Below are 23,263 nucleotides of genomic sequence, written 5' to 3'. Positions count from 1 at the left end.
GAAGCTTGAATAAGTGAATTAACCCGGACGCCGCCCTTGCAGGGACAGGCGCACGGGCAAAGTGATGGAGGCCGGAGGCCGCTCGCTGAGGGCTGGCGCACCGCGTAAAGCGGCCAGCACCTGGGTATCGATTTGCGGGTTGCCGCTGGACTTGATCAGCTCGACACGGGTGATCTCGCCGACGCTGCTCAGCCAGACGTCGGCCTGCAGCGAGAACGCGAGGTTGCGCAGGTCGGGGTTCTCGCGCAGCAAACGCTGGAAGGTGAACGCGAGAAACTGGCTGTACGTGCCCGTGCCCAAACGCCCGCCGCCAGCACCGGCCATGCCGCCGCCCTTGCCCGCGCCGATGTTGAAAGCGTCGCTACCGGACTGCGCGTCGCCGTCCATTTGCATCGGGTTTGCCAGGTCGTCCGCCGGCGATGGCGGTGCTTCTTCAGGCTTGACCTCCTCCGGCTCAGGCGTTGGCTCGGGCTCGACGACTTTTTCTTCCACCGGCGTTTCCGGCTCTGGCGGTTTCTCCGGCGGCGGTGGTGGCGGTGGCGGCAACGGAATGATCGTCGGCACTTTCGGCGCTTCGCGGCGCACGCCGGCCATGTCGTTGGCCCACTGCCAGAGGAACCACGCGGCGAGCGCGCCGACCAGCAATCCGGCGCCCCACTTCACATAGCGCAACGGCGACTTTTTCACGGGCGGCGGCTCGATCGGGAGTTGTGCGGTCATGACTCAGCCCTGACTCGGTTTGCCGGTGACGAGACCGACCTGGGACAGTTCGAGTCGGCGCAGCAGATCCAGCACTTCGATGACTTTCTGGTACTGCACCGTCGCATCGCCACGCACGATCACCGGAAAATCCGGGCTCTGCGCTTTCTCGATGCGCAGGCGTTCTTCCAGCTCCGCCAACGTCACGGGATAGGCATCGAGGAACACCTGGCCGCCGTCGTTGACCGAGATCGCCTTGGTCTTGGCCTCCGACAGCGACACCGAAGCGCTGGCCTTGGGCAGGTTGATCTGGATCCCGGAGACCTGCGCGGTGGCGGTGAGGATGAACATCACCAGCACCACCATCAGCACATCGACCAGTGGGGTGATGTTGATGCTGTCGACTGCGGCATCGTCATCATCGTCGTGGGAGGCATTTACGGACGCCATGGCAGTGCTCCTCAGGCCGGTACGGAGTGGTTGGCGTGATGGCCGCGCTGGTGCGACGCCTCACTGAATTGGCTCTCGCCATGCATCTCCGCCAGACGAGTGATGAACTCGTCGACGAACACGCGCATGTCGGCGCTGACTTCCTTGTTGCGGGTGATCAGGCGGTTGTAGCCGAACAGCGCGGGGATCGCGACGAACAGGCCCATCGCCGTGGCCAACAGAGCGGCGGCCATGCCCGGCGCGATGGCATTGATATTCACGTCGCCGGCCATCGCCGTGCCGAGGAACACCACCATGATCCCCAGCACCGTGCCCAGCAGGCCGATATACGGACCGCCGGCGATGGCGTTGGACAGGGTCGAGAGTTTCGAACTCAGTTGCTGGTTCTCGCGGGTGCGCACACCGTCCATCGAGCAGCGGATGGCTTCGATGGTCGCGGCAGAGACCGACGAGGTATCGGCGCCCTGCTCGCGGCGGGTGCGGATCTCTTTGACCGCCACCAGATACAGGCGCCACAGCGACGAATGCTGCAGACGCTGAGCCAGTTGCGCGTCGTCGGCGAACATCTCCAGATGCGTGCCGACCTTGGCGAATTGCACGCGAAAGTCTTCGTTGGCCGCAGTGACGCGGCTGAGGCTGCGGTTCTTGCGTAGCATGATGATCCACGACTGGAACATCATCAGCACCAGCACGGCGATGATCACCCAAGCGTCGATCGGCACCGCGTTGAGGAGGAAGCCGAGGCTGCCGAAACCGAAGCCGGATTGTTCTTCATCGACGCCGTAAGCGACCAGTTTCGACTCGGCGCCTTGCGAGGTGGCATCGGCCAGCAACAGCGCAGCAGGACGGGCGACCTTCGACAGGCGCAGCTCATCAATAGCGCCAGTGAATGGCTGGAACGCGCCTTCCTGCAGATCGGCGCCGATGGCCATGACCGAGTTGAACGCCGGCATCGCCTGAGCCAACGCAGCGCTCTCGCGACCGTTGATGTACAGGGTGACTTTCGAGCCCTCGGCGGTCAGCGCAACGTGTTGCCATTGCGCCGGCGCCAGCGCCTGCGTGGCAGCGGCGCGCTGGCCGTCGATTTCGACGAACGGCAGGCCTTGGCTAACGCCGATCAGCAGGCTCTGCGAGCCTTCGCGCCGAGCCAGGATCAGTTGTTCGCCAGTGGCCTGATCCAGACGCAGCCAGGCACTGAAGGTGAACGCGCTGCCGGCGTTGTGTTGCAGTGAAGGACTGGCCGGCAGCAGTAACGGTTGACCGCTGAACTGTAACGCACGGCCGACGACGCCATCGATCGCTGTGCCGGTCGCGCTTTGCGCGGTGTTGCCGTACGCAGTGGTGTCTTTCGCCGGGGTGCCGGTGGCGCTGTCGAAGTGATACAGCGCGGTGTAACTCGGATCGAAGGTCAACTGGCCGTTGCCGGTAGCCGGGGCTTTCTGGTTGCCGTAATACATCCAGATGTCCTGACGCTGACCGCCCTCGACATTCGGCACATCGACCCAGATCAGCGCCATGCCCATCAGCGCATCGAAACTCTCGATCTGGTGGTTGAGCACGGTTTTGTCATCGGCAGCGACAAAGCGCAGATCGGAGCCGTCCTCTTTCACGCCGTCGAAGGTGAAGTTGCCGGTGTGCAGGCGCACCAGCAGCGCGGTGCGGCCGAGGGCCTGATTGATCGCCGCGCCTTGTGGCGTGGTGTCGACGGCGATCTGTTTGCGGTAATGCCAGTCGTCCTGCCACCAGGCCTGAGCCGTGGCCGGGAGCACGAAGCCCAGGCAGATCAACAACGAAAGGAGAAGGCGTTGCATGGACGTGCTCCGTTAGAAAGTGGCTTGAAGGTTGAAGTGCAGGCGCGATTCCTGCTTTGAGGTGTTCGGCCCTTCGAGTAGCGGGTAGCCCCAGTCGAGGCTGCCGGACAGCCATTTACTGAGGCTGGCGCGGGTGCCGAGGCCGACGCTGGCCAGGGCGTAATTGGCATCCTGGTCCGGCAGTTCGTCGCGCAGGTACAGCTGCGCACCTTCGGCGAAGGCATAGAAGCGCCAGTCCTGCATCCACGTGCCGGCGAATTTCGCCAGCGACGGTGTGCGCAATTCCTGGCTGAGCAAGTAGCCGTCATCGGCGGTGCGCTCGGCAGCGAGATAGCCGCGCACCGAAGTGGCACCGCCGGCGGAGAATTGTTCGTTGGAAACCAGCGGCCCCGAGGCGAGTTGGAATGCGGCTTTGCTTGCGCTCTGCCAGTCGCTGTCGAAGGTCCAGGTGTAGTTGGTGTCGCCCTTGAGCACGGCGAAACCCGGTTTGGCGCGATAGCGTTTGTAGTCGAAATCTTCGTCGTCGCTGCCGTAGCCGAACACGCTGCGCGTGGCGGCAACCAGACTCAGGCCGAGGCCGAGCTGGCTCTTTTCGCTGTAGCGATAGCCGTTGTAGGCGAAGGTGAACGGCGCGTATTTGAGCGGCACCTTGTCGCTTTCGCCGGACAGGCTCAGGCGCTCGTCGAAGTCCTTGAAGTCGATGCCGGCCGACAGCGAGTTCGACCAGTTGCCGCTCGAGGGCAGCGTATAGATCGCCGCGACGCCGTAGCTGTGACCCTTGCCGAGCACGTTGCTGCCGCCGATGGTGGCGACGTTGCTGTCGGACTGGTAACCGGAGAATTGCACGCTCCAGCGCTCGCTCAGCGGCGCGGTGTACGACCCGGACCAGACCTTGGCGTTGTCGGTTTCCTGCGGCGCGGTGAAGAACGTCAGGTTGACGCTGTGACCGAGTTGCCAGAGGTTGTTGTAACCGAGGCTGGCGACGCTGCGCAGCTTTTCGGTATCGGCGCTGTAGTCGTTATTGAGGCCGACGCTGGCCGTCCACGGGTTCTGGTCTTCGACCTGCAAGTCGACATCCATGGTGCCGGGGCGCTGCCCTTCACGCACCAGCGGCATGACCTGGCGACCGGGTGTCTTGTTGAGCTGCGCGAGTTCGCCCTGGACTTTGGCAAAGTCCGGCACCTCGCCTTCTTTCAGCGCCGGGACGTTGTCGCGGATATCCAGCGGCGAATAGTGTTTGGCGCCGACCACGCGCACCCGGCCGACCTTGGTTTCGCTGACTTGCAAATAAACGATGCCATCGGCCACGGCCTGCTCGGGCAGCTCGACAAACACCGACTGATAGCCGCGCTCCTGATAGGCCTTCTGCAACGCATCGCGGGCGCCTTCGATGTCGCTCAAGGCTTTCTGCGGGCCGAGAAACGGGTACACCGCTTCTTCGATCGCCCGCGCATCGAGCACGGTATTGCCGCGCACAAAGTATTCGTTGACGTCGACCAGTCGCTGCGCGGCGGGCGCTTCTGTGCCCTCCTCGGCCAGCGCCGGCTGCGCGCCCGCCGTCACCAGCAGCCAGCCCCACAGTGCCAGCCGTGACGTGAAAATCCGTTCCACACTACCCCCTGAAATTCGCGATGACCTGTAGGCGTTAGCGCCCGATGTGATGCGTCAATTGCTGATCGTTGTGGCGCAGGCATGCTTGCCCAGCCAGGTGTGCAACAGCGCAAAGTTCAGCGAGAACTCGGGCATTTGCAGCAAGGCACCGCAGAACACTTCGCCGATGATTTTCTGAATCAGCAGCACCGCACGCGGCTCTTTGAGCAGCGTGGCGATGTCACGGCTGAGGGCGGTGAAACTCCAGACCTTCTGGTTCAGGCCAAGGCCGACGAACCAGCGGAACAGCAGGTTGTAATTGAGCTGTTCATAGAGCTGCTGTTCGCTGGGCACCGAATACAGCAATTGCAGGAGCAGGATGTGCATCACCGTCTGCGCGGGAATGAGCATGCCGGGTGCGGCATTGAGGTCGCGCAGCAGGTCCTGGTGGGCGTCGAGCAGATCGTCGATCTGCGGGCGCAGCAGCACCAGCGAATGGCCCGGCGGAATGTAGCTGGAGACCTCTTTCAAAGCGCCCTGCCAGTCATCCTGCGAGACGATCCAGACCCACGGCGCGCCGTAGCGATACACCGAAACCGGCTTCTTGCGCGCGGCTTCGACGATCTTCGACAGGCGTTGATCGAGCTCCTGCATGCCCACTTTCGAATAGCGTTCCATAGTCCCCATTGCCTCACTCCCGGCGTCCCGCCTCGGCTTGCAAAGTGCGCCCCGAAAGGCCCCTCAAGCGCGTTACACAGGCATGACCGGACTGGCAAAGGGCTACCGAACTTTTGTCATAAAAGCTTCATTACCGAAGATGGATTGACGGATGTAGATGATCGACCGTGGGAGCGAGCCTGCTCGCGAAAGCGCTGTGTCAGGCGATGAGGATGTTGGATGTGCCGCCGCCTTCGCGAGCAGGCTCGCTCCCACAAGGTGGACTGTGGTTGCACCGTTGCGTGACATTCGCGTGACATTCACGGGGTTAAATCCCGGCCCGTTCAGGCGTATAACCTTCACAAGACTTTCAATCGGCACGCCGACTTCAACACAGGGTAGTGACATGACCACAGCAAACATCCTTGGCAACCTGTTCCCTTCGGTCAGCGACATCCCGGAAAAATATCGCCTCGACGCTCAGGTCGAGCAGCGTGAATATCTGGTCGATGGCCAGTTGCGCCGCTGGGACGGCCCGCTCGCGCAGGTGCGAAGCCCGGTCTATCTGAAAAGCGAAAACGGCGAAGAACAGGTGATCCTCGGCAGCACGCCGCTGCTGGATGCCGACACCGCCCTCACCGCCCTCGACGCTGCCGTTCGCGCTTACGATCGCGGCCAAGGCCTGTGGCCAACCATGCGCGTGGCCGAACGCATCCAGCACGTCGAAGCATTCCTTGGTCGTATGCGCGAGCAGCGCGAAGCCGTGGTCAAGCTGCTGATGTGGGAGATCGGCAAGAACCTCAAGGACTCGGAAAAAGAGTTCGACCGCACCTGCGATTACATCGTCGACACCATCAATGCCCTGAAAGAACTCGACCGCCGCTCCAGCCGCTTTGAGCTGGAACAGGACACCCTCGGGCAGATTCGCCGCGTGCCGCTCGGCGTCGCCTTGTGCATGGGGCCTTACAACTACCCGCTGAACGAAACCTTCACCACGCTGATTCCGGCACTGATCATGGGCAATACCGTGGTGTTCAAACCGGCCAAGCTCGGCGTGCTGCTGATTCGGCCTTTGCTCGAAGCCTTCCGCGACAGCTTCCCGAGCGGCGTGATCAACGTCATCTACGGCAGCGGCCGCGAGACCGTCAGCGCTCTGATGGCCAGCGGCAAGATCGACATCTTCGCCTTCATCGGCACCAACAAGGCCGCCAGTGACCTGAAGAAGCTGCACCCGAAACCACACCGTTTGCGCGCGGCTCTCGGTCTGGATGCAAAGAACCCGGGAATCGTTTTGCCCGAAGTCGATCTCGACAACGCCGTCAGCGAAGCGGTCACCGGTTCGCTGTCGTTCAATGGTCAGCGCTGCACCGCACTGAAAATCCTCTTCGTACATGAAGACGTGGTCGACAGCTTCATCGAGAAATTCAACGCCAGACTGGCCACGCTCAAACCGGGTATGCCGTGGGACAGCGGCGTGGCGCTGACGCCGCTGCCGGAGTCGGGCAAAGTCGACTATCTGCACGGTCTGGTCGCGGATGCGCAAAGCAAAGGCGCCCAGGTGGTCAACCCGAATGGTGGCGAGTCCCACGCCTCGTTCTTCTACCCGGCAGTGCTGTATCCGGTGAATCCGCAGATGCGCGTTTATCAGGAAGAACAGTTCGGCCCGGTCGTGCCCATCGTGCCGTACCGCCACCTCGATACCGTGATCGACTACGTGCTGGAATCGGACTTCGGCCAGCAGTTGAGTATCTTCGGCACCAACCCGGTGGCCGTCGGCCGGCTGGTCGACACTTTCGCCAACCAGGTCGGGCGGATCAACCTCAACGCCCAGTGCCAGCGCGGCCCGGACACTTACCCGTTCAATGGCCGCAAAAACTCCGCCGAAGGCACGCTGTCGGTTCACGATGCATTGCGAGTGTTTTCGATCCGCACCCTGGTGGCGACCAAATTCCAGGAGAGCAATAAGGACCTGATCAGCGAGATCATTCGCGGGCGTGATTCGAGTTTCCTGACCACCGATTACATCTTTTGACGGATGATCGGCAGGATTGAATGATCCTGCCGATCCGTCAGCTACCCGGCAATTCAGTGACTACACTGAGCCCAGCATTGCTGGATGCCCGGGAGGCTGACCATGCTCGATTACTTCGCATTGGGTCTGTTGGTTTTTGTCGGTCTCGCGCTGTTTTACGGGATTATCGTGCTGCATGACATTCCGTACGAGATCGCCGTCCACCGCAACCACCCGCATCAGGACGCGATCCATGCCACTGGCTGGGTCAGCCTGTTCACCTTGCATGCGCTGTGGCCGTTTCTGTGGATCTGGGCGATGGCCTATCGCGAGGATCGTGGTTGGGGGTTCGGCGATGGCAAACCCATTCAGAATCACGTCAATCAACTGGAGCAGCAGGTCGTCGAGCTGCAAGCCCGGATCGAGCGGCTCGAAGCGCAGTCGCCGGTTGCGCCGCAATCTGACAGCCGGGGGATCTGAGCATGGATCTGTTGCTCATCCTCACGTATGCCGCGCTCTGCGTCGCGATTTTCAAGATCTTCCGCATTCCGCTGAACAAATGGACGGTGCCCACCGCTGTCCTGGGTGGCGTGCTGATCATCGGCGCGCTGATTTTCACCATGAACTACAACCATCCCTATTCTGAGGTGGCGCGTTCCTACTTCGTCTCGGTGCCGGTTATTCCGATCGTCAGCGGCCAGGTCATCGACGTGCCGGTAAAGGGCAACGAACCCCTGGAAAAAGGCGACGTGCTGTTCCGCATCGATCCCACGCCTTTCCAGAACCGCCTGAAATCGCTCAAGGCGCAACTGGTTGCAGCCAAAGGCGACCGCTACCGCATCACCGAACTGATCCGCCGCAACTTCGGCACCCAGCGTGAACTGGACGCGGCCATCGCCCGCACCGACGATCTGCAGGCGCAACTGGACAATGCGCAGTTCGAGCTGGACAACACCGTGGTTCGAGCACCGAGCAAAGGCTTCGTCACCCACGTTTCGCTGCGCCCGGGAATGATGGCGAGCAAGCTGCCGCTGCGCCCGTCGATGGTGTTTATTCCGCAGGAAGGTCAGTACTTCGCTGCCTGGATGCGTCAGAACAGCCTATTGCGTCTGACCGTGGGCGACGAGGCCGAAGTCGCCTTCGACGGCATTCCCGGCAAGGTCTTCGCCGGTCGGGTGAAAAGTGTGATCGGGGTGATCGCCGAGGGCCAGGTGCAACCTTCCGGTACCCTGATCAGCTACACCGGTTCGCCACCGGCCGGACGGGTGCCAGTGATCATCGAGATAACCGATCCGGCGTTCGCCGAATACAGCGCGCTCATGCCGGGCGGCGCCTACGGGCAAGCGGCGCTTTACAGTCAGCACTTTCACCACATCGGCGCGATGCGCAAAATCCTGCTGCGCATGTCCGCCTGGATGAATTACATTTTCCCCTTCCACTGATTTGACTGACTCACGAGGTTCGCACTGACTACTTACAGCACCCACCGCCTGCCACCGCTGTTGCGCCGTATCCTGCGTCCGTTACTGGACCCGTATCGGCGCTACCGTCACGCCCGACTGATCCATTCCGTGCGGGTGGCGTTGGGGTTGCTGGCGACGATTCTGCTGACCACTGGCATCAATCTGCCCCACGGCGAATGGGCGTCAGTGACCATGCTGGTGGTGATCGGCGGTTTGCAGCACCACGGCAACATCGGCAAAAAAGCCGCCGAGCGCGCCATCGGTACCTTGATCGGTGCAGGAGTCGGATTGGCACTGGTGGCGCAGCACGCCTGGCTGGGCATGCCGTGGCTGACCTATTTTTCCATGGCCGTGGTCTGTGGGTTTTTCTCCTATCACGCGATCGGCAAGGGCGGCTACACCGCCCTGCTCTCGGCCATCACGGTGTTCATCGTCGCCGGGCATGGCGACAACCCGATCACCGATGGTCTGTGGCGCGGCGTCGACATCCTGATCGGCATCGCCCTCGCCCTGGCGTTTTCCTTCGCTCTGCCGCTGTACGCGGTCTACTCGTGGCGCTACAACCTCGCCGATGCCTTGCGCGATTGCGCCACGGTGTACGGGCGCATCATCAACGGTGAAGCGGTCAGCGCCGACGAACACGTGCGGCTGATGAGCAAGCTCGGCGCGGTGATGGTGCAATTACGCTCGCTGATGCCGTCAGTGTCCAAGGAAGTGAAGATTTCCATGACCGAGCTCGACGCGATTCAGCGCAACCTGCGCATGTGCATCAGTACGCTGGAGATCCTCGGTAATATCCGTCCCAGTGCCAGCGACCCGCAGGCCACAGCCCATTTGCAAACGGCGCTGAAGGCTGAGCACCGGCAGATTCGTGTGCAACTGATCGGCATGGCTCGCGCGTTGAAAACCGGGGCCTCGCAACGGCTGGAGCGGCCAATGGAGCTGCCAGCAGCGGACCTTGATGCGCCAGTCGCCAATACGCTCGACGGCTACCGGATGCTGACCCGGCAACTCGCGGCCAATATCAGCGAGATGCGCCAGCGCTTGGCAGCCACCGCACCGCGCTGGAACATCTGATCCTTACTGCGCCGCCAGCCGCCGGGCTTTCCAGCCCCAACCTTGTTGCATGCCGGCGGCGGCCAGCAGGATCGCTGCGACGCCTATCCATTGCAGCAATTCGAGGCGATGGCCGAAGGCGAACCAGTCAACGAAAATCGCCGCGATCGGATATATAAAGGACAGCGCGCCGGTCAATGCCGTCGGCAATTTTTGAATCGCGCCGTACAGCAAAACGTACATCAGACCGGTGTGCACGATCCCGAGAGTCAGCAGACTGGCCCAGGCATCGACGCCTTGCGGCAACGCATCGAAATGCGCAAAAGGCGCGAGCAACAACACCCCGGTGCAGACTTGAATCAGCGCGATCAGATGTGGCGGCGTGCCGGTCAGGCGCTTGATGATCAGGGCGGCAATCGCGTAGAGAAACGCCGCGCCCAACGCCAGGGCAATTCCCATCAAGTAATCGTTACCCTCCTCGCCTTGCGTGCCATGGGCGCTGACGATCGCCAGCATGCCCATGAACGAAATCGCCAGCCAGAACAGCTTCTGCAGGGTAATTTTCTCGCCGAGGAACAACGCCGCCAGGCCGACCAGCATGAACGGCTGCACGTTATAGACCGCCGTACCAATGGCAATCGAGGCGCGGGAATAGGATGCGAACAGCAGCACCCAATTGCCGACAATCGCCATTCCACTGAGCACCGCCAGCAGAAACGTTGTGCGGGTCAGCATCCCCGGACGCAGGAAGCCGAACGCGGCGCAGACCAACAGCAAGGTGCCAGCGCCGAACACGCAGCGCCAGAACACCACGTCGAGCACCGGTTGCCCGGACACCAGCACAAACCAGCCGATCGTCCCGGATATGAGCATGGCGGCGGTCATTTCCAGCGAGCCGCGGCGAATTGCGTTGTCCATCATCTTCTCCTGAGGCTGTGAGCGAAGCATGGCAAAAGTATGCCAAGCGCACCTCGGGCTGCTCCAGCGCATAAAGCAGGCTAAACTTGGTTTTCGCCTTTTTTATCGAGGGTGATTTGCGCCCTTCGCCTAATCCGGAGTTTGAATGTGACTGACGATATCGATCAGATCCTTATCAGCGCGCTGATGGAAGACTCGCGGCGCTCGCTCAAAGCGCTGGCGCAGATCAGCGGCTTGTCATCGCCGAGCGTGGCCGAGCGGTTGCGGCGGCTGGAAGAACGCGGCGTGCTCAAGGGCTACACGGTGGAGATCGATCCGAAATGCTTCGGCTATCAGTTACAGGCGATCGTCCGTGTGCGGCCGCTGCCAGGGCAATTGCAGGAGGTTGAGCGGCAGATCATGTCGATTCCGGAGTTCACCGAGTGCGACAAGGTCACCGGTGACGACTGCTTCATCGCCCGCCTGCACGTGCGCTCGATGGAACAGCTCGATACCCTGCTCGACCGACTGAATACGTTGGCGGAAACCAACACCGCGATCGTCAAGAAGACCCCGGTCAAGCGACGCCTGCCACCGATGGCGTAGGTGTTTTTTTCCGTTGTTCGGCGTAGATTGTGGGTTTTTCGCGGCTAAGGAATGGCGCTATGAAAATTCAGGCAATGCTGCTGGCGGCCCTGCTGCTCGGCGGTTGTGGCACGATTCAAACGGTGGCGCGCAACGATCAGGCTGCTGTTGACGGACTCAAGCAGCAGAAAAGTTATTGCGGCGCGGTACCGAGAATCTACAGCGGCCTCGCTTATGACTTCTGCACGCTGAACGCTCCGCTGGCCTCAGGCATCGATCCCGATGATCACCGCAACGCGGCAATTCCGGTGGTGCTGGTGGACGCCGTGGTCTCCGGCGCGCTCGACACCTTGCTGCTGCCCTACACGATCTACCGTCAGCAAGTGGACGGCAGCATCGTCATCAACTGAGCAGACACCTTTGTCCAGACGATAAAAAACCCGCCGAAGCGGGTTTTTTATTGCAGCCATTACGATCAGTCGTCGCGGCTCATGATGCCGAACAGTTGCAGCAGGCTGACGAACAGGTTGTAGATCGATACATACAGGCTGATGGTCGCCATGATGTAGTTGCGCTCGCCGCCGTGGATGATCGCGCTGGTCTGGAACAGAATGCAGACCGACGAGAACAGCACGAAGCCGGCGCTGATCGCCAGTTGCAGGCCGCTGATCTGGAAGAAAAAGCTCGCCAGCGTAGCGCCCAGCAGGACAAAGAAACCGGCGGTGATGAAGCCGCCAAGGAAGCTCATGTCCTTGCGGGTGATCAGCACGTAGGCCGACAGACCACCGAACACCAGTGCGGTCATGGCGAAAGCCGAGCTGACCACTTCAGCGCCGCCCTGCATGCCCAGGTAACGGTTGAGGATCGGGCCGAGCAGGAAACCCATGAAACCGGTCAACGCGAAGGCGGATACCAGGCCCCACGCGGAATCACGGAGTTTGTTGGTGAGGAAGAACAGCCCGTAGAAGCCGATCAGCACCACGAAAATGTTCGGGTAGCCGACACGCATCTGCTGGGCTACGAAGGCCATCACACCGCTGAATGCGAGGGTCAGAGCCAAGAGACCATAAGTGTTGCGCAGGACGCGGCTAACCTCTAGCTGCTCAGCCTGCACGCTGTTATTAACTGCGTAATCCTGTTCGCGCATGGCGACACTCCTGTTGGTTTGAAACGTTCAGTCGCAAAGATCATAACAGACGCTCTGTAACAAGCCATGCAGAGAGTTTGACAGTGTGTTTCATTCAGGTATTATGGCGCCCGCAACGCAAACGGAGGTCTTGAAAACCGTCGACTGTAACAGGTCCATGAGTTCGAATCCCATCGCCTCCGCCATATTTGATACGACAAAGCCCTGATTATTCAGGGCTTTGTAGTTTCTGGGGTTTGGGATTTCCGCCCCACGAGCTGAAGCGTTACAAAACTTTTTGGCCCGCGTTACAAAACTTTCTGCTTTTTCTCCCTTCTCCGGCGTCCTGCCAAACGCAAAATTCTTCATGTAACACGGTGCTACGCTTGGCTTTTTCACAGAGGAACGCCTAATGCCAAATTCAGACCTGATCCCTTCCCTGCCTTAAAAAATCAATGAAAACCAACTCGCCCTCGAAGCCGCCATCATGGAATTGTCAAACTGGGTCGAGCGGCGCGGATCTGCCGACGTCGCCGAGAACGTCCGCGGTGCCCTTTGGGCAATCGGCAAGAACGAAGAATTCATCAAAATGACGCTCGCGATACTTATGGCCCCCGAATGACAGAAGTCTGTCAAGACCGTCGCACTCGTCGCTAGCACCCCATGCTGGGTACTGTAGTGGCCTAAGTTATTGTTTTAAAAAGATAATAGCCTGTTTTCAGGGTAGCAAAACATCCGTTTTTTTGTGCTTATGCAAACGGTACACCGTGGGCTGTAGCGGAGGTTTTGCGCAGAAAGGTAGTCCACCCAGACGACCGGGATTGATGGTCTATGCTGGATTGGCCTGGACTGCCCCAGGCTACCAAAAAGGAAATTGAAGATGGCTGATGATCTGAAAAACCGCGGCCCCAAAGACAGAGACCGGGTAAACACTTCCGAGGATTGGGAGTTGAAATACTGGTCGACTAAATTCGGCGTGACAGCGGACCAGCTAAAAGCAGCTGTGAAAGCAGTCGGTCCTATGGTGACCGACGTCCGCAAGAAGCTCGGCAAGTAAAGGCGTGACAGCCCCGCGGCCACCGCGGGGCTTTGAGGTGAGGGTGAAGCACCACCATGTCAAGGTGACCACGAAACCTACGCAAGCATATGATTCAAAAGGAAAAATTCTAGATTTTCAGTGGGTGAAAAACCGGAACATCACCCTATAAGAATCAATAACTTAGCGTTGTATATTCCTACAGTGGTTAAGCCGTCCCGGCGATGATTAAATTTATTAACAGCCCTACTTGTACGCGAATCTCACCCGATCAAGGCCTCGCGCGAGGTACCGGTGAATAACCGCCCCCTTGCCGGAAATATAATCCAGCAATTCTTTATGCGAGTCTTTTGAGAATGAGTGGGCATGGCCTTCGAATGCGCCGCGAATCGACTCTGGATCCTCAGGATTCTCAACGTGCTCGCCGCGGCCTACGCACATCAAGGCAACCAGGTCGAGGAGTTCATCATCAGAAAGCGCACGCATCGCCTCGACGAAAGCAATTTCCTCCTGGCTATCAGGCTCAAGAATCAAAGCTTTCAACTCCCCCGCTCCTAAAATGCGGTTCCCAGGATGACGCTGACGGTATTCGTCATGGCTTGCCGCAGCAAGGCGAACAATAGAGGCTGCTTTGGTGGTGCTGAGGTGTTTCATGGACCGTCCCTTGTGATGTTGATAGCTCCTGATCCTACAGTTTGTGGATGGAGTAATGGAACACCGCAACTCAACTGAAGCGAAGAATTATGCCGTCGGGGTACATGGCGCCATCTAGTTGAGTTTCCCGCAGCGCCCTAGGGCGCCCTGCCGAACTGCAATCCCACCAACACGCCACTGATGCAGCAGTATGGGCTGGAACAGTGCATAGGCTACGCACTACGTGGCTCTCGGCATTTTCCTGTCTAAAGCGCTACTGTTATTTAGGCGCGTTTTCGGTCAGTGAACACGCGGTAGCTTGGGTTAGTTTTAGACAGAAATTCACCCCTGCTTTCCTTCACCGGCTTGCCATAAGGCCTCACGCCGGCCCTGGCGGTGTCAGAGCACGGATCCGAACTCAGTCCGCTTATACGATTCAATAATCACCGTGGTTCGGAGGTGAATAGTGGGCTCCAGATTGTCACCCTAAACGCCACTCGATAGCTCAAGAATGGCGAAAAAAAAAAATAAAAGATTACTTGAGAAGCTTCAGCATAGTGGATTGGTGATTCATAAAAGCCTCACACCCATGCTGGATCATATTGGAAGCTTGAAAAGAGTCTTCAAACTTAATGCAGTTTGCTATTACGATCGAATCGCCACCTACATAAATGGCAGAGGCCTCTGCGTGAAACCTTTCCGAGACATTCGTATGTATATTCGCTATCAATCCATCGAAGTAGAACCGGTAGCTATTCAACATCAACGCCCCATTTCCAGATCCGAAATCCATAGGGGTATTCATTTCTAGCGGGCCAAGGTTGTGACGCGCGCCGCGAGTGATCATCTGAGTCAGATGTACCGGAAAAAGACTTAATGGATATGGGTTTCTATTTAAAACCATAAGCCTAAGTTTTTCCAGTTCACACTCTTGCAACTTAATATTCGCATATTGAGGCATCTCAGATGCCGCAGCCCTCCAAAGCAAGCTAAGAAAAAAAACTCGCAGCTTAAGGGCATCCAAATCCGGAACCAAACGAACTAACTGATCACTGTCCGGATATTGGAATATATTATCCTTGAGTACCGTTTCTTTTTCCCAGCCACTCCAAACTAAGCGTGCCTTGCGCAGTTCAGTAGCAGCAAAGCTGTCCAAATCAGCGAGAATATCCTCCCCTGAGCGGGTGACCAGTTCACGGTCATACCAACTAGTCGGCCTTCTAGTCGGACGACCTCCTGGTGCTCCATCGATGAAGTAGCACCCCTCGCTTGGAGCTGAGAACGCTAGCGGGATCATGTGTGACTTCACAAACTTTCCAGGCTTCAATGTCAGCTTGCACGTGCCTATCTTCACGATTCGCCCCCTGTGATGAGTGACCGTTAGAGTGCCCTAATTTTTTCTGCACGACAAAATGACAGCATAAACTTTATGCGATGTTAACCCGCTGTTAGATCCGCGGAGCACTAATGGGTTAGAGCCTTGATGTACGATTGGCACGCCTGCAACGCGATCAATCCGCGGTCACCTGTGTCGGTGATCGCGATAATTCGTTGAGCATGCGCGGGGTCAAGTCGGGCGCGTACTGTTGCATGATCCACGCCGCCGGCGCCGGTGGCTTTTGGCACGTCACAGCCACTGGCTGAATCCGCGTCGATGAGGACTGACAGCCGCAGATCAGCAGTGGCAAGCCATCAAGCAGCGCAGGAAGCGCGAAAAGGCTGCAGCAAAGGACGCTGCATTGGGCGTCGAGAAGTTTACGGTTGAGGTGGAGGGTGTGTTCAAGCCAGACCTCAAGCGAGTAATGGCAACGCACGGCATCAACAACCAGCAGGAGGTTTACCAGCTGCTGCTGATGAACCTGATCGCCGCCGACTTCGAAACCCAGGCCAAAATGCTGCGCTGTGTCACGACACCTTATGTTGTCACTGAAAAGGTGTCGCGCATTATTCAGGCCGCCGGCATGAAGTCACTTGCCGACGATCCGCCAGAGCTGGAAGACGAAATAGAGCATCCAAATTGATGTTATTTTTTACTCCATTTTTTTTGCTCGTTCCCATTCTGTTTTTAAAATCCTCTGAGTCAACAGAACTATTTCTTCACAAGCTTTTATAGCACCGCCATTCACGCTGCTGGCTTTTGAGAGAGCGAAACGTACTGGTATCATAAGCTCTTGAAATGCCGGCTCATCCGGATTAGATAAAAGCTGTATCTTTGCGCATAGAGATAGGCCGGATAACATTAACTTCCTATTTTCTTCAGCCCATGCCGCAATCATGTTTGCGGCCGTCGATTGATCGTGAGCATCAACTTTCGCGATAAAGACCGAATGCACTTCTTTACTTTCGGCATGAACCTGCAAAAGCCCAATAGTTGCCACGTACTCGGCGCAAGTTTGGCGCAATTCATTTATCCAACTTTGACGACTATCCTTTAACGCGACTGCCCGCGCCAACTTCTCTTGACTGATCAAAGATCTTTTATAAGTCGCCAGAGAAACCCAAGAGCCTGCTATCACGGCGACAATAGTCAACACAAAACCGAACACTACTGTCCAATCGGTTCCGGTGTCCACTACAGCTTTTATCTCTGGGATTCTGTTAAGAGTCATCACCATATTTTCAATCGTCACCTTTCCACCTCAGCCCTGTTTTTCATCCAGAACAAATACCCCAACCCAAACCAAATTGCCACCACCGGTCACGGAGGGCGGCGCCTGACTGGAGATAATCCATGGACCACAACTGCGCGTACGTCCGGCAGCACTATCAGGTGCCTGCCGAAATCGGCTGCCGCGTCATCGCTTACGGGAAGCCCGGCGTCATCCTTGCCGATCGCGGCCATTACATCGGCGTGGTGCTGGACGAAGACCCGAAGAAGCGGATCAGCAACTACCACCCCACCCACGAAATGCAGTACGGCGAAATGGCCGAGACGCTGCCTCTGAAAGAATGGCTGGTTCTGCCGTTCAAGCATGACTGGGATGACCTCGACTGGAACCGCGAAGCCCGCGAAGATCTGGTCAGGGTGTGGGCAGCAACTCGAAGTCAGGCCAAATACAAGGCCTACGAGCGGCTTCAGGATTACTGCCACAGCATCAAGGCCATGCTCCACTTCAAAGTCCGTCGAGCCTGACTCACCCTTGCCCGTCGCGTTTTTTATTCAGGAACGATTGTTAGCAATGCATTGTGGTTGGCATCGACGACCATCGCCCGGCCACCGTCTGTTTCGAAGATATCACCAATGTATTTTGCGTCGGAGCCGGCGGTATATACCTCGTCACCATCGATCCGGTATAGGAGCTCGCCGGTGTTGCTCCGCACAAACTCGTCCTCATCGAGGCGACCAATCAAAGGTGCTGTTGGTCCTCGGCCAGAATAGACGTTGTAGCGACCCTTTGTGAAATCAGTAGCCATCTGCTTCTCCTTGATCCGGCTCCATGCCGGGCCGAACACAAATACCGCAACGATCGGCAATACGCCAGCTCAGACAAAGCTCGGCGACCCAACGACTCGATGCGCCGACTCCTTGTAGCTGGCCAGGTCGATCACCCCGCGAAGGAACACGACCACCTCCAGCTTCACCGCGTCATCCGGCAGCCCTATCCGTTTCAGCATCGCCTTAGCATCCTCTTCGATCGCCGCTAGTGCATCGACAGCGCTCTGTAACCTCATGTCGGCCTCCTGCCAGTGTGAGTTGAGTCGTAGATACACCATCTGGTAACGAGCCGGCGAGCGGAATTGAAGTAGTAGGTCATGGCCGGAGAGCAGCAGCTCCCGACGGAAGAGCCGCAGCGCACGGCGGAAGCCATCAAGCAGCGAGGGAAGCGCAGGAAGCGCGAGAAGTCAGCAGCGTAGGACGATGCATTGAGCGTAGAGAGGTTTACGGTTGAAGTCGCCGGGGTGTTCAAGCTAGGCCTGAAGCGAGTCATGAAGGCTTACGGCATCAACAACCAGCAGGAGGCATACCAAAGCTGCTGCTGATGAACTTGATCAGCGCCGATTTCGAAACTAAGCCAAGATGCCGCGCTGTGTCACGACACCTTACGAACCTAGCGCAAAAGTGTCGAGAGCGTTTCATTATCAGAACATGTCGGAGCTCGCTCGCGACCATGGGTGATGAAATCATTGAACCCTACTGTTAATGTCACCAAGCCCTCTGATCGACAGTGTTAGGCATTGCGCGATCAAACTTAAAGTAAAAATCAACTGATTCTCTGTCGGCCCCATATATAAGGAATAACCGTTCGTTTCTTCGATAAATGACCTATCTAGGGAACGAAATGTAGCGTGCCCGGCTAAGGAGGAAAGACCGCGATAAACCATGCTGTATAAATCCAGCATCCCTGCAGCTTTCGCTGAGCAATGCACGGAAAAGGTTTGGCCGGCTCTCGTATCAATAACTTCCTTCAGGTATTTTTTGTTTTTTTCAGACAGTTGATCTGCGGGCATATCTGTCAGCATGGCCCGAGCCTGCTTGACGTCTTCCTTATCATTATGAGAATCAAGCTTCTTGAAAATCGTTGGGTCGGCAATAAGTGCTGATGCGTGGAAGACAGTTTCATATGCGGTTCTAAGTAGAACCTGCGCCTCTTGCACCATGCCTATTTCGCATAAGCGAACTGCGGCCTGACATGCACGAATTGTTCTTTCGAAAAACAGGAATGAGCACAACTAGGTGAATCGTTATCTCTAACACCCGTTTTAAGCAGGAGCGTCTGAGCTTGATTAGATATGCGTTCGCAATTTGAAAAACCGCCGGCATATTTTTCTCGAATTGCTTCCCTATGCTCGTAAACATAGTCAGATAAAAAACCTTTTTCATCAAAGTCCCTAGCGGGCATAAGCCCTCCCTCTTTCAATCGTCAGATACAACATACACAAATACCCCACTTCTTCGAATCACGCCAGCCGGCGAGGCAATCGGCTGTCTGGAGCAATTATGAATCCCTACATGATCACCGGCCCAGCACAGATCGGCATCAGTGGTGGTCGCACCAGCGGTCACATGGTCTACATGATCCTCGAAGCACGCGGCGGCACCCTCCCGCCTGATGTGCACCTGTTCTTCCAGAACACCGGCAAATAGCGCGAGGAAACGCTGATCTTCATCGACCAGATTGCGAAGCGCTGGAACGTGAACATCGTCTGGATGGAATGGTGTCGCGTATATGGCCAGCCAGATGAAGCACCTTGGTACAAGCTGGTGGACTTCGAAACTGCCAGCCGCAACGGCGAGCCATTCACGATGATGCTTGAGTATTACGCGGCGTATCGGAAGGCAGAAAAGAACCTGCCTCCGGTTCTGCCAAACTTCTCGAACAACATGTGCACCGCTTACCTGAAGGTGAAGATCGGCGAAAAGCACATGCGCGCCCTAGGTTACACCGAGTGGGACTGCGTCATCGGCATCCGGTACGACGAACCGAAGCGCTACCACCGGATGATGGCTGCGAATGATCGCGGCGGCACCCGCTGGGACAACGTCTGCCCGTCCTATGCCGCTGGTGTCACCAAGGAGGATGCCGGTGCGTTCTGGGCGGCCCAGCCTTTCGATCTGGGAATGGATTCCGACTTCGGCAACTGCGACCTGTGCTGGAAGAAGAACGAAGGCAAGCTGATCAAGACCATCATGGATGACCCGGCGCGGGTGATCTGGTGGTCAGGTACTGAGGAACGGTTCGGCCAAGTGTTCCGCCACGATCGCGCCGACTATAAGACGATGGGTTGGTCTGCCGAGCGGCGTTCCCGGCAGACAGACTTCGATTTTGAGTATCTTTCAGAAGAAATCGACTGCTTCTGCGGAGACTGACTCAGCCTTTAAATGCTGATACCAAACCAGTGATCGCACCGATCAGCCCAACGGCAATTCCGAACCAATACCCCACTGCCTCTCGTTTGTGTTTCTGTTCAGCCCGAATAGAATCTCTGACGGTTCGAAGCCCTAACGGCGTCAAATAGTAGGGCTCATCAGGATGATCATCCCAGTCCACGCGCGCAAACATTGCTGAGTCAGACTCTTCAGGCATCTGAACGAGGAGAGATTCCGCTTTTCTCCGGTAGTAATTCGTTTGTATCAACGCGCGCCACTGCTCGGACAGTTCCCAGCGGCGAACATAGTCGGCCATTTCTCCGGTCTCGTAGGAATTCTCACTATCCGGCGGTTCGCTCTTCAAAAGAGCGTTCGCCGCTCTTTTCTGCTTGAAAAGCTCATAACGGTACTGAATGTAGTTCGGCAGCATCCCTTTATTCCCTCAAGAATTCCCTATCGCAATATACCCGGCGAGGATCCCCTATGTCCGCACAACAGATCGACGAAAAGAAACTCGAGCGCGCGATCCGCAAGATCAAGCACTGCCTGGCGCTGGCTCAGAGCGCCAACGAGAACGAAGCGGCGACCGCACTGAGGCAGGCACAGGCTCTGATGCGCGAGTATCGCCTGACCGAAATGGATGTGAAGTTGAGCGACGTCGGTGAAGTCGAGTCGGACCTTCACCGCGCCAAGCGCAGGCCAGCATGGGATCAGCAGGTGAGCATCGCCGTAGCAGATGCATTCAACTGCACGACCTTGCGGCGCCGGAAGTGGAGCCCTGCGAAAGAGCAAGTCATCGAGTGCGCGACATTCGTCGGCGTTGCCCCCGCTCAGAACATCGCTCTGTATGCGTATGAGTCCCTGCATAGAAAGCTCACCCAGGCGCGCAAAGAATACTGCTCAGCCGTCAGGTCTGGGATTCGACGCAGTGAGTATTCGGCAGAAACCGCGGGCGATCACTTCGCTCTAGCGTGGGTCTGGGAGGTTCAATCGAAGCTGAAAGCGCTCGTGCCCCAAGGTGATGATGATCCGGCCGGACAGTCCAGCACTGGGCAAGGGCTCGTTGCGATTCAAGCGCAAGACAAGGCTTTGATCAGCGAATTCCTCGCCACACAAGACATCAGAGAGTCACGGAAAAGAAAGGGCGTCGAGCTGGATATGAACGCTTAAATTGCCGGGATGCTCGCCGGCAGCAAAGTAGAGCCGCACGCCGGCATCGCGCGCGGCGGCGACGAGATTCTTGGCCTATCCGCAAGCGTCTGATGGGCGACGCAGTACCACCGTTGGCCGCCCAGCGAATCACCGAAGCCAAATTTAAAGCCGTGTGATTTCACTACCGCGGCCAAGGTCCCAAATGATCAAATTTAATATTGAAATACTTACACTGACCTTCTAATATACTAATATGAATATCTTTAATTATTAAGCAAAATACATGCTTAAAATACGCTGAATCGCCAATCAAGTCCCCAACTGAAATCTCTCCCTTTTCTCTTTCATGTTCATTGCGCGCCTGATAAAAACGCATTGACTGAATTTGCGCCATAACATTTCTATCAGAAAAAGAACAGTGCATATGAACATGAGCAAACTCATTTCGAAGCTTTCTTATTACCATAAGATCGTGAAACGTATCCTCGCTTATTAACGCGAACCCGCGAGCGATCTGAGCCCTTGCAGAAAACGATCCCAACGCTCCGTTACCATCTAGTATTTTCACCGAATATCTATTCGATAGCCCATTCTTTTTCATTACTAATGAAAGATAGCGAGCGAGTAGATTATCGAGTATTGCGGCCGCAACTATGACACTGCCCCGATCTGACTCTTCTAACAATGGATCTATTTTTGTCAGCCCAACTGGATTTTCCATACTTTTCACACCAAAAAAAATACTAAAGCACCAATATTAGATCACATTGTTTAAGAAGGCATCTCCATGCCCAATCAAAATAAACCAGCCGAGCCTCTGCGGGTTGAGCGCTCGACTGTGACCAAGCTGGTGATCACCGGCGCGCGGAACCTCGACCCCATCACCGTGTTCCTCGAAGACTTGGCTCGGTGCAAAGGCAAGATCACCGTCAGTTGCTGGGGTAAGAGCTGGACGGCCTACTGGGGAGGCATGTGGGACGGGCTGAGCTTCGGCCAGTTCTTCTGTGAGCTGACCACCAGTTACATCATCGGCTACTTCGATCAAGCGATGAGGTCGCGTCAGTTCAGTGGCACGCCTTGGCAAACAAGGCACATACCGCACTGCTAAAAGATCGCCGACATGGGCATCTCGATCAGGAAGAAGCACGCGAGCTGTTCGACGAGGCTGAAGATATCCGGGAGGCGACGTCCATTGACTACCTGGCCGGCGCACATTACCCGCTGATGAGAAAGCTCTTTGGCGATGAATGGTGGCACTCGGCGGATGACGCCACCGAGCCAAATCCCGATTACGAACACCTCGAGCGAATCATCCTCGCGGTACAGGCGCTGCACCAAGAAGAGTCGCGGCAGGTGTCGGGCTGGACTTCCCAGCCTTTCACACCATCACGAGCAATTTGCGCGCACTGCCCACATCGTAATCAACCCCGCAGAATTAAACCCAGACGGCGGCAACTGGAGCGACTTCATGCGCCTCGACATCGCCACCTTGATGGACTGCAACGAAAGCGATCTACAATTCCGCAGATATTACACTCTCTATCTGACCCCCCAGATAGTAGACGGGTCAACGACGCTAAATGTTGTCATGTCATTGTCAACTACAAGCATCTTTCCACCGCCAGCTGAAACCAGAATAAATTTTTTTTCGCCCTCTACCCTATAAACGTAGCTCGTGACCTTAGAATCTTCGTTGCGCAAGAGCTGAGCAGACGAATCTCCATTAATCAACGGAATAACCACTACAATGCAGATAAGATAGCTACTACCAGACAGCAGTCCAAGAAGTCTGTAATACGGAGTGCCACCACTTTGGTCATGAACGGCAACAGATATATTTATCGCACAAACCAATGTAATCAAGGCAAAAGCCCACGTAGTGCCAAGATACGACATGGCTTCCTGCCGACCGAAACCCATAATAAGTACAAGCCCAATTACCACCACTAACGTTCCTAAAATAAAACTAGCAATCCTTAAAGACAACTGAGGCAACCAACTCAGATTGGCGATAAGCAGCACTAAAACCATACCAAAAAACAAAAAAGCAGCATACCAAATACCACCAACTACAAACTCGGTGGCACCGTAAAACCCTAAGAACCAACTAGCCCCTAATGAGTTCAGATAGCCCTTTAGGGAAAAGTATCCAGCACAAAAAGAAACGCCAACCAGAACAACAGAACAAGCGGCTACCTTGCCAAGATTCTCCAAGAAAATTGACCATTCATTATTCCCTGCCATACAAAACTCCAAAAAGTGGTTTCTGGCATTATCCACCATCCAAT

General features: G+C 56.7%; 31 protein-coding genes and 2 pseudogenes. 14 read left to right on the top strand and 19 right to left on the bottom strand.

What is annotated here, in order from left to right; translation table 11 throughout:
- Window positions 1–18: 18 nt before the first annotated feature.
- The 5 genes from ASG55_RS09235 to ASG55_RS27595 are packed head-to-tail and all read right to left on the bottom strand — an operon-like array spanning window position 19 to window position 5,237.
- Window positions 19–720, bottom strand: coding sequence for an energy transducer TonB family protein (locus ASG55_RS09235; RefSeq protein ID WP_056785747.1), 702 nt, complete (start codon window positions 718–720; stop codon window positions 19–21).
- A 3-nt stretch (window positions 721–723) separates the two neighbouring features.
- A complete protein-coding gene (locus ASG55_RS09230) occupies window positions 724–1,149 on the bottom strand; it encodes an ExbD/TolR family protein (RefSeq protein WP_003201710.1) in 426 nt (141 codons plus the stop codon).
- 11 nt (window positions 1,150–1,160) lie between these two features.
- A complete protein-coding gene (locus ASG55_RS09225) occupies window positions 1,161–2,960 on the bottom strand; it encodes a DUF2341 domain-containing protein (protein ID WP_056785744.1) in 1,800 nt (599 codons plus the stop codon).
- 12 nt (window positions 2,961–2,972) lie between these two features.
- Window positions 2,973–4,571 carry a ShlB/FhaC/HecB family hemolysin secretion/activation protein gene (locus ASG55_RS09220; protein WP_056785742.1) on the bottom strand — a complete coding sequence of 533 codons (1,599 nt, stop codon included), beginning with the start codon at window positions 4,569–4,571 and terminating at the stop codon, window positions 2,973–2,975.
- 54 nt (window positions 4,572–4,625) lie between these two features.
- Window positions 4,626–5,237, bottom strand: a complete 612-nt coding sequence (locus ASG55_RS27595) for a transposase (RefSeq protein WP_082530275.1) — start codon at window positions 5,235–5,237, stop codon at window positions 4,626–4,628.
- Window positions 5,238–5,613: 376 nt separating this feature from the next.
- On the opposite strand from ASG55_RS27595, the gene ASG55_RS09210 reads away from it, so the two are divergent.
- The 4 genes from ASG55_RS09210 to ASG55_RS09195 all read left to right on the top strand — a co-directional run bounded on the left by ASG55_RS09210 (window position 5,614) and on the right by ASG55_RS09195 (window position 9,758).
- Window positions 5,614–7,239, top strand: a complete 1,626-nt coding sequence (locus ASG55_RS09210) for an NADP-dependent glyceraldehyde-3-phosphate dehydrogenase (protein WP_016774600.1) — start codon at window positions 5,614–5,616, stop codon at window positions 7,237–7,239.
- A 102-nt stretch (window positions 7,240–7,341) separates the two neighbouring features.
- The gene (locus ASG55_RS09205; RefSeq protein ID WP_056785737.1) at window positions 7,342–7,698 is read left to right on the top strand and encodes a DUF3302 domain-containing protein; all 357 of its coding nucleotides are present in this window, start codon (window positions 7,342–7,344) and stop codon (window positions 7,696–7,698) included.
- 2 nt (window positions 7,699–7,700) lie between these two features.
- A complete protein-coding gene (locus tag ASG55_RS09200) occupies window positions 7,701–8,660 on the top strand; it encodes an HlyD family secretion protein (protein ID WP_056785734.1) in 960 nt (319 codons plus the stop codon).
- A gap of 57 nt (window positions 8,661–8,717) precedes the next feature.
- Window positions 8,718–9,758, top strand: coding sequence for an FUSC family protein (locus ASG55_RS09195; protein WP_056785732.1), 1,041 nt, complete (start codon window positions 8,718–8,720; stop codon window positions 9,756–9,758).
- 3 nt (window positions 9,759–9,761) lie between these two features.
- On the opposite strand, the gene ASG55_RS09190 is transcribed toward ASG55_RS09195, so the two are convergent.
- The gene (locus ASG55_RS09190) at window positions 9,762–10,655 is read right to left on the bottom strand and encodes a DMT family transporter (protein WP_056785729.1); all 894 of its coding nucleotides are present in this window, start codon (window positions 10,653–10,655) and stop codon (window positions 9,762–9,764) included.
- Between the two features lie 147 nt (window positions 10,656–10,802).
- Here ASG55_RS09190 and ASG55_RS09185 point away from each other — a divergent pair, with 147 nt between their 5' ends.
- Entirely contained in the window at window positions 10,803–11,240 is a 438-nt protein-coding gene (locus ASG55_RS09185; RefSeq protein ID WP_056785725.1) for an Lrp/AsnC family transcriptional regulator, read from the top strand.
- A gap of 59 nt (window positions 11,241–11,299) precedes the next feature.
- On the top strand, window positions 11,300–11,629 hold the full coding sequence (locus ASG55_RS09180; RefSeq protein WP_041481021.1) for a YceK/YidQ family lipoprotein: 330 nt from the start codon (window positions 11,300–11,302) through the stop codon (window positions 11,627–11,629).
- Window positions 11,630–11,694: 65 nt separating this feature from the next.
- Here ASG55_RS09180 and ASG55_RS09175 read toward each other — a convergent pair whose 3' ends face one another.
- Window positions 11,695–12,366 (bottom strand): Bax inhibitor-1/YccA family protein, encoded by a 672-nt coding sequence (locus ASG55_RS09175; RefSeq protein WP_008006561.1) that lies wholly within the window; start codon window positions 12,364–12,366, stop codon window positions 11,695–11,697.
- A gap of 90 nt (window positions 12,367–12,456) precedes the next feature.
- Complete coding sequence (locus ASG55_RS09170; protein ID WP_056785724.1) at window positions 12,457–12,714, bottom strand: hypothetical protein; 258 nt, start codon at window positions 12,712–12,714, stop codon at window positions 12,457–12,459.
- 118 nt (window positions 12,715–12,832) lie between these two features.
- Between ASG55_RS09170 and ASG55_RS27425 the strand changes: the two genes are divergently transcribed.
- Window positions 12,833–12,967 carry a hypothetical protein gene (locus ASG55_RS27425; protein ID WP_269085001.1) on the top strand — a complete coding sequence of 45 codons (135 nt, stop codon included), beginning with the start codon at window positions 12,833–12,835 and terminating at the stop codon, window positions 12,965–12,967.
- Between the two features lie 258 nt (window positions 12,968–13,225).
- Entirely contained in the window at window positions 13,226–13,402 is a 177-nt protein-coding gene (locus ASG55_RS26265; RefSeq protein WP_008076910.1) for a DUF3606 domain-containing protein, read from the top strand.
- Window positions 13,403–13,627: 225 nt separating this feature from the next.
- On the opposite strand, the gene ASG55_RS09160 is transcribed toward ASG55_RS26265, so the two are convergent.
- The 3 genes and pseudogenes from ASG55_RS09160 to ASG55_RS27195 all read right to left on the bottom strand — a co-directional run.
- On the bottom strand, window positions 13,628–14,035 hold the full coding sequence (locus ASG55_RS09160; RefSeq protein WP_056785721.1) for a DUF3775 domain-containing protein: 408 nt from the start codon (window positions 14,033–14,035) through the stop codon (window positions 13,628–13,630).
- 514 nt (window positions 14,036–14,549) lie between these two features.
- A complete protein-coding gene (locus tag ASG55_RS09155) occupies window positions 14,550–15,311 on the bottom strand; it encodes a hypothetical protein (RefSeq protein ID WP_056785717.1) in 762 nt (253 codons plus the stop codon).
- 167 nt (window positions 15,312–15,478) lie between these two features.
- Window positions 15,479–15,703 (bottom strand): annotated as a pseudogene (locus ASG55_RS27195) (lysis protein); the annotation flags it as partial.
- Here ASG55_RS27195 and ASG55_RS09150 point away from each other — a divergent pair.
- Window positions 15,676–16,035 carry a hypothetical protein gene (locus tag ASG55_RS09150; protein ID WP_056785715.1) on the top strand — a complete coding sequence of 120 codons (360 nt, stop codon included), beginning with the start codon at window positions 15,676–15,678 and terminating at the stop codon, window positions 16,033–16,035. The pseudogene ASG55_RS27195 and the gene ASG55_RS09150 overlap by 28 nt on opposite strands.
- A 9-nt stretch (window positions 16,036–16,044) precedes the next feature.
- On the opposite strand, the gene ASG55_RS09145 is transcribed toward ASG55_RS09150, so the two are convergent.
- Complete coding sequence (locus ASG55_RS09145) at window positions 16,045–16,644, bottom strand: hypothetical protein (protein WP_156388176.1); 600 nt, start codon at window positions 16,642–16,644, stop codon at window positions 16,045–16,047.
- Between the two features lie 101 nt (window positions 16,645–16,745).
- Between ASG55_RS09145 and ASG55_RS09140 the strand changes: the two genes are divergently transcribed.
- Window positions 16,746–17,147 (top strand): hypothetical protein, encoded by a 402-nt coding sequence (locus tag ASG55_RS09140; RefSeq protein WP_056785709.1) that lies wholly within the window; start codon window positions 16,746–16,748, stop codon window positions 17,145–17,147.
- 23 nt (window positions 17,148–17,170) lie between these two features.
- Here ASG55_RS09140 and ASG55_RS09135 read toward each other — a convergent pair whose 3' ends face one another.
- The 3 genes from ASG55_RS09135 to ASG55_RS09120 form a co-directional block, all read right to left on the bottom strand.
- The gene (locus tag ASG55_RS09135) at window positions 17,171–17,428 is read right to left on the bottom strand and encodes a hypothetical protein (protein WP_056785708.1); all 258 of its coding nucleotides are present in this window, start codon (window positions 17,426–17,428) and stop codon (window positions 17,171–17,173) included.
- A gap of 69 nt (window positions 17,429–17,497) precedes the next feature.
- On the bottom strand, window positions 17,498–17,686 hold the full coding sequence (locus ASG55_RS09130; RefSeq protein WP_056785705.1) for a hypothetical protein: 189 nt from the start codon (window positions 17,684–17,686) through the stop codon (window positions 17,498–17,500).
- 450 nt (window positions 17,687–18,136) lie between these two features.
- Window positions 18,137–18,685, bottom strand: a complete 549-nt coding sequence (locus ASG55_RS09120; RefSeq protein WP_236708168.1) for a DUF5677 domain-containing protein — start codon at window positions 18,683–18,685, stop codon at window positions 18,137–18,139.
- 268 nt (window positions 18,686–18,953) lie between these two features.
- On the opposite strand from ASG55_RS09120, the gene ASG55_RS27185 reads away from it, so the two are divergent.
- Together ASG55_RS27185 and ASG55_RS09115 are read left to right on the top strand one after the other, a co-directional pair.
- Window positions 18,954–19,100 carry a hypothetical protein gene (locus ASG55_RS27185; RefSeq protein ID WP_236708167.1) on the top strand — a complete coding sequence of 49 codons (147 nt, stop codon included), beginning with the start codon at window positions 18,954–18,956 and terminating at the stop codon, window positions 19,098–19,100.
- A 48-nt stretch (window positions 19,101–19,148) separates the two neighbouring features.
- Window positions 19,149–19,823 (top strand): hypothetical protein, encoded by a 675-nt coding sequence (locus tag ASG55_RS09115; RefSeq protein WP_236708166.1) that lies wholly within the window; start codon window positions 19,149–19,151, stop codon window positions 19,821–19,823.
- 1 nt (window position 19,824) lies between these two features.
- Here the strand turns inward: ASG55_RS09115 and ASG55_RS09110 are convergent, their stop codons facing one another.
- Window positions 19,825–20,253: a hypothetical protein gene (locus tag ASG55_RS09110; RefSeq protein WP_056785699.1), complete on the bottom strand. Its 429-nt coding sequence runs from the start codon at window positions 20,251–20,253 to the stop codon at window positions 19,825–19,827.
- Window positions 20,254–20,306: 53 nt separating this feature from the next.
- On the opposite strand from ASG55_RS09110, the pseudogene ASG55_RS09105 reads away from it, so the two are divergent.
- Window positions 20,307–21,086, top strand: a pseudogene (locus tag ASG55_RS09105) (DUF2786 domain-containing protein).
- Between the two features lie 70 nt (window positions 21,087–21,156).
- On the opposite strand, the gene ASG55_RS26255 reads toward ASG55_RS09105, so the two are convergent.
- Complete coding sequence (locus ASG55_RS26255) at window positions 21,157–21,696, bottom strand: MltR family transcriptional regulator (RefSeq protein ID WP_082530274.1); 540 nt, start codon at window positions 21,694–21,696, stop codon at window positions 21,157–21,159.
- 66 nt (window positions 21,697–21,762) lie between these two features.
- Between ASG55_RS26255 and ASG55_RS27180 the strand changes: the two genes are divergently transcribed.
- Window positions 21,763–22,083 carry a hypothetical protein gene (locus ASG55_RS27180; RefSeq protein WP_236708165.1) on the top strand — a complete coding sequence of 107 codons (321 nt, stop codon included), beginning with the start codon at window positions 21,763–21,765 and terminating at the stop codon, window positions 22,081–22,083.
- On the opposite strand, the gene ASG55_RS27175 is transcribed toward ASG55_RS27180, so the two are convergent.
- On the bottom strand, window positions 22,080–22,313 hold the full coding sequence (locus ASG55_RS27175) for a hypothetical protein (protein ID WP_236708164.1): 234 nt from the start codon (window positions 22,311–22,313) through the stop codon (window positions 22,080–22,082). The two genes, ASG55_RS27180 and ASG55_RS27175, sit on opposite strands and share 4 nt — an antisense overlap.
- A gap of 201 nt (window positions 22,314–22,514) precedes the next feature.
- Window positions 22,515–23,219 (bottom strand): hypothetical protein, encoded by a 705-nt coding sequence (locus ASG55_RS26920; protein ID WP_162245412.1) that lies wholly within the window; start codon window positions 23,217–23,219, stop codon window positions 22,515–22,517.
- Between the last annotated feature and the right edge of the window lie 44 nt (window positions 23,220–23,263).

The organism is Pseudomonas sp. Leaf434 (genome assembly GCF_001425545.1).
Lineage (GTDB): Bacteria > Pseudomonadota > Gammaproteobacteria > Pseudomonadales > Pseudomonadaceae > Aquipseudomonas > Aquipseudomonas siliginis.
This window is presented reverse-complemented; position numbering and strand designations above follow the sequence as displayed.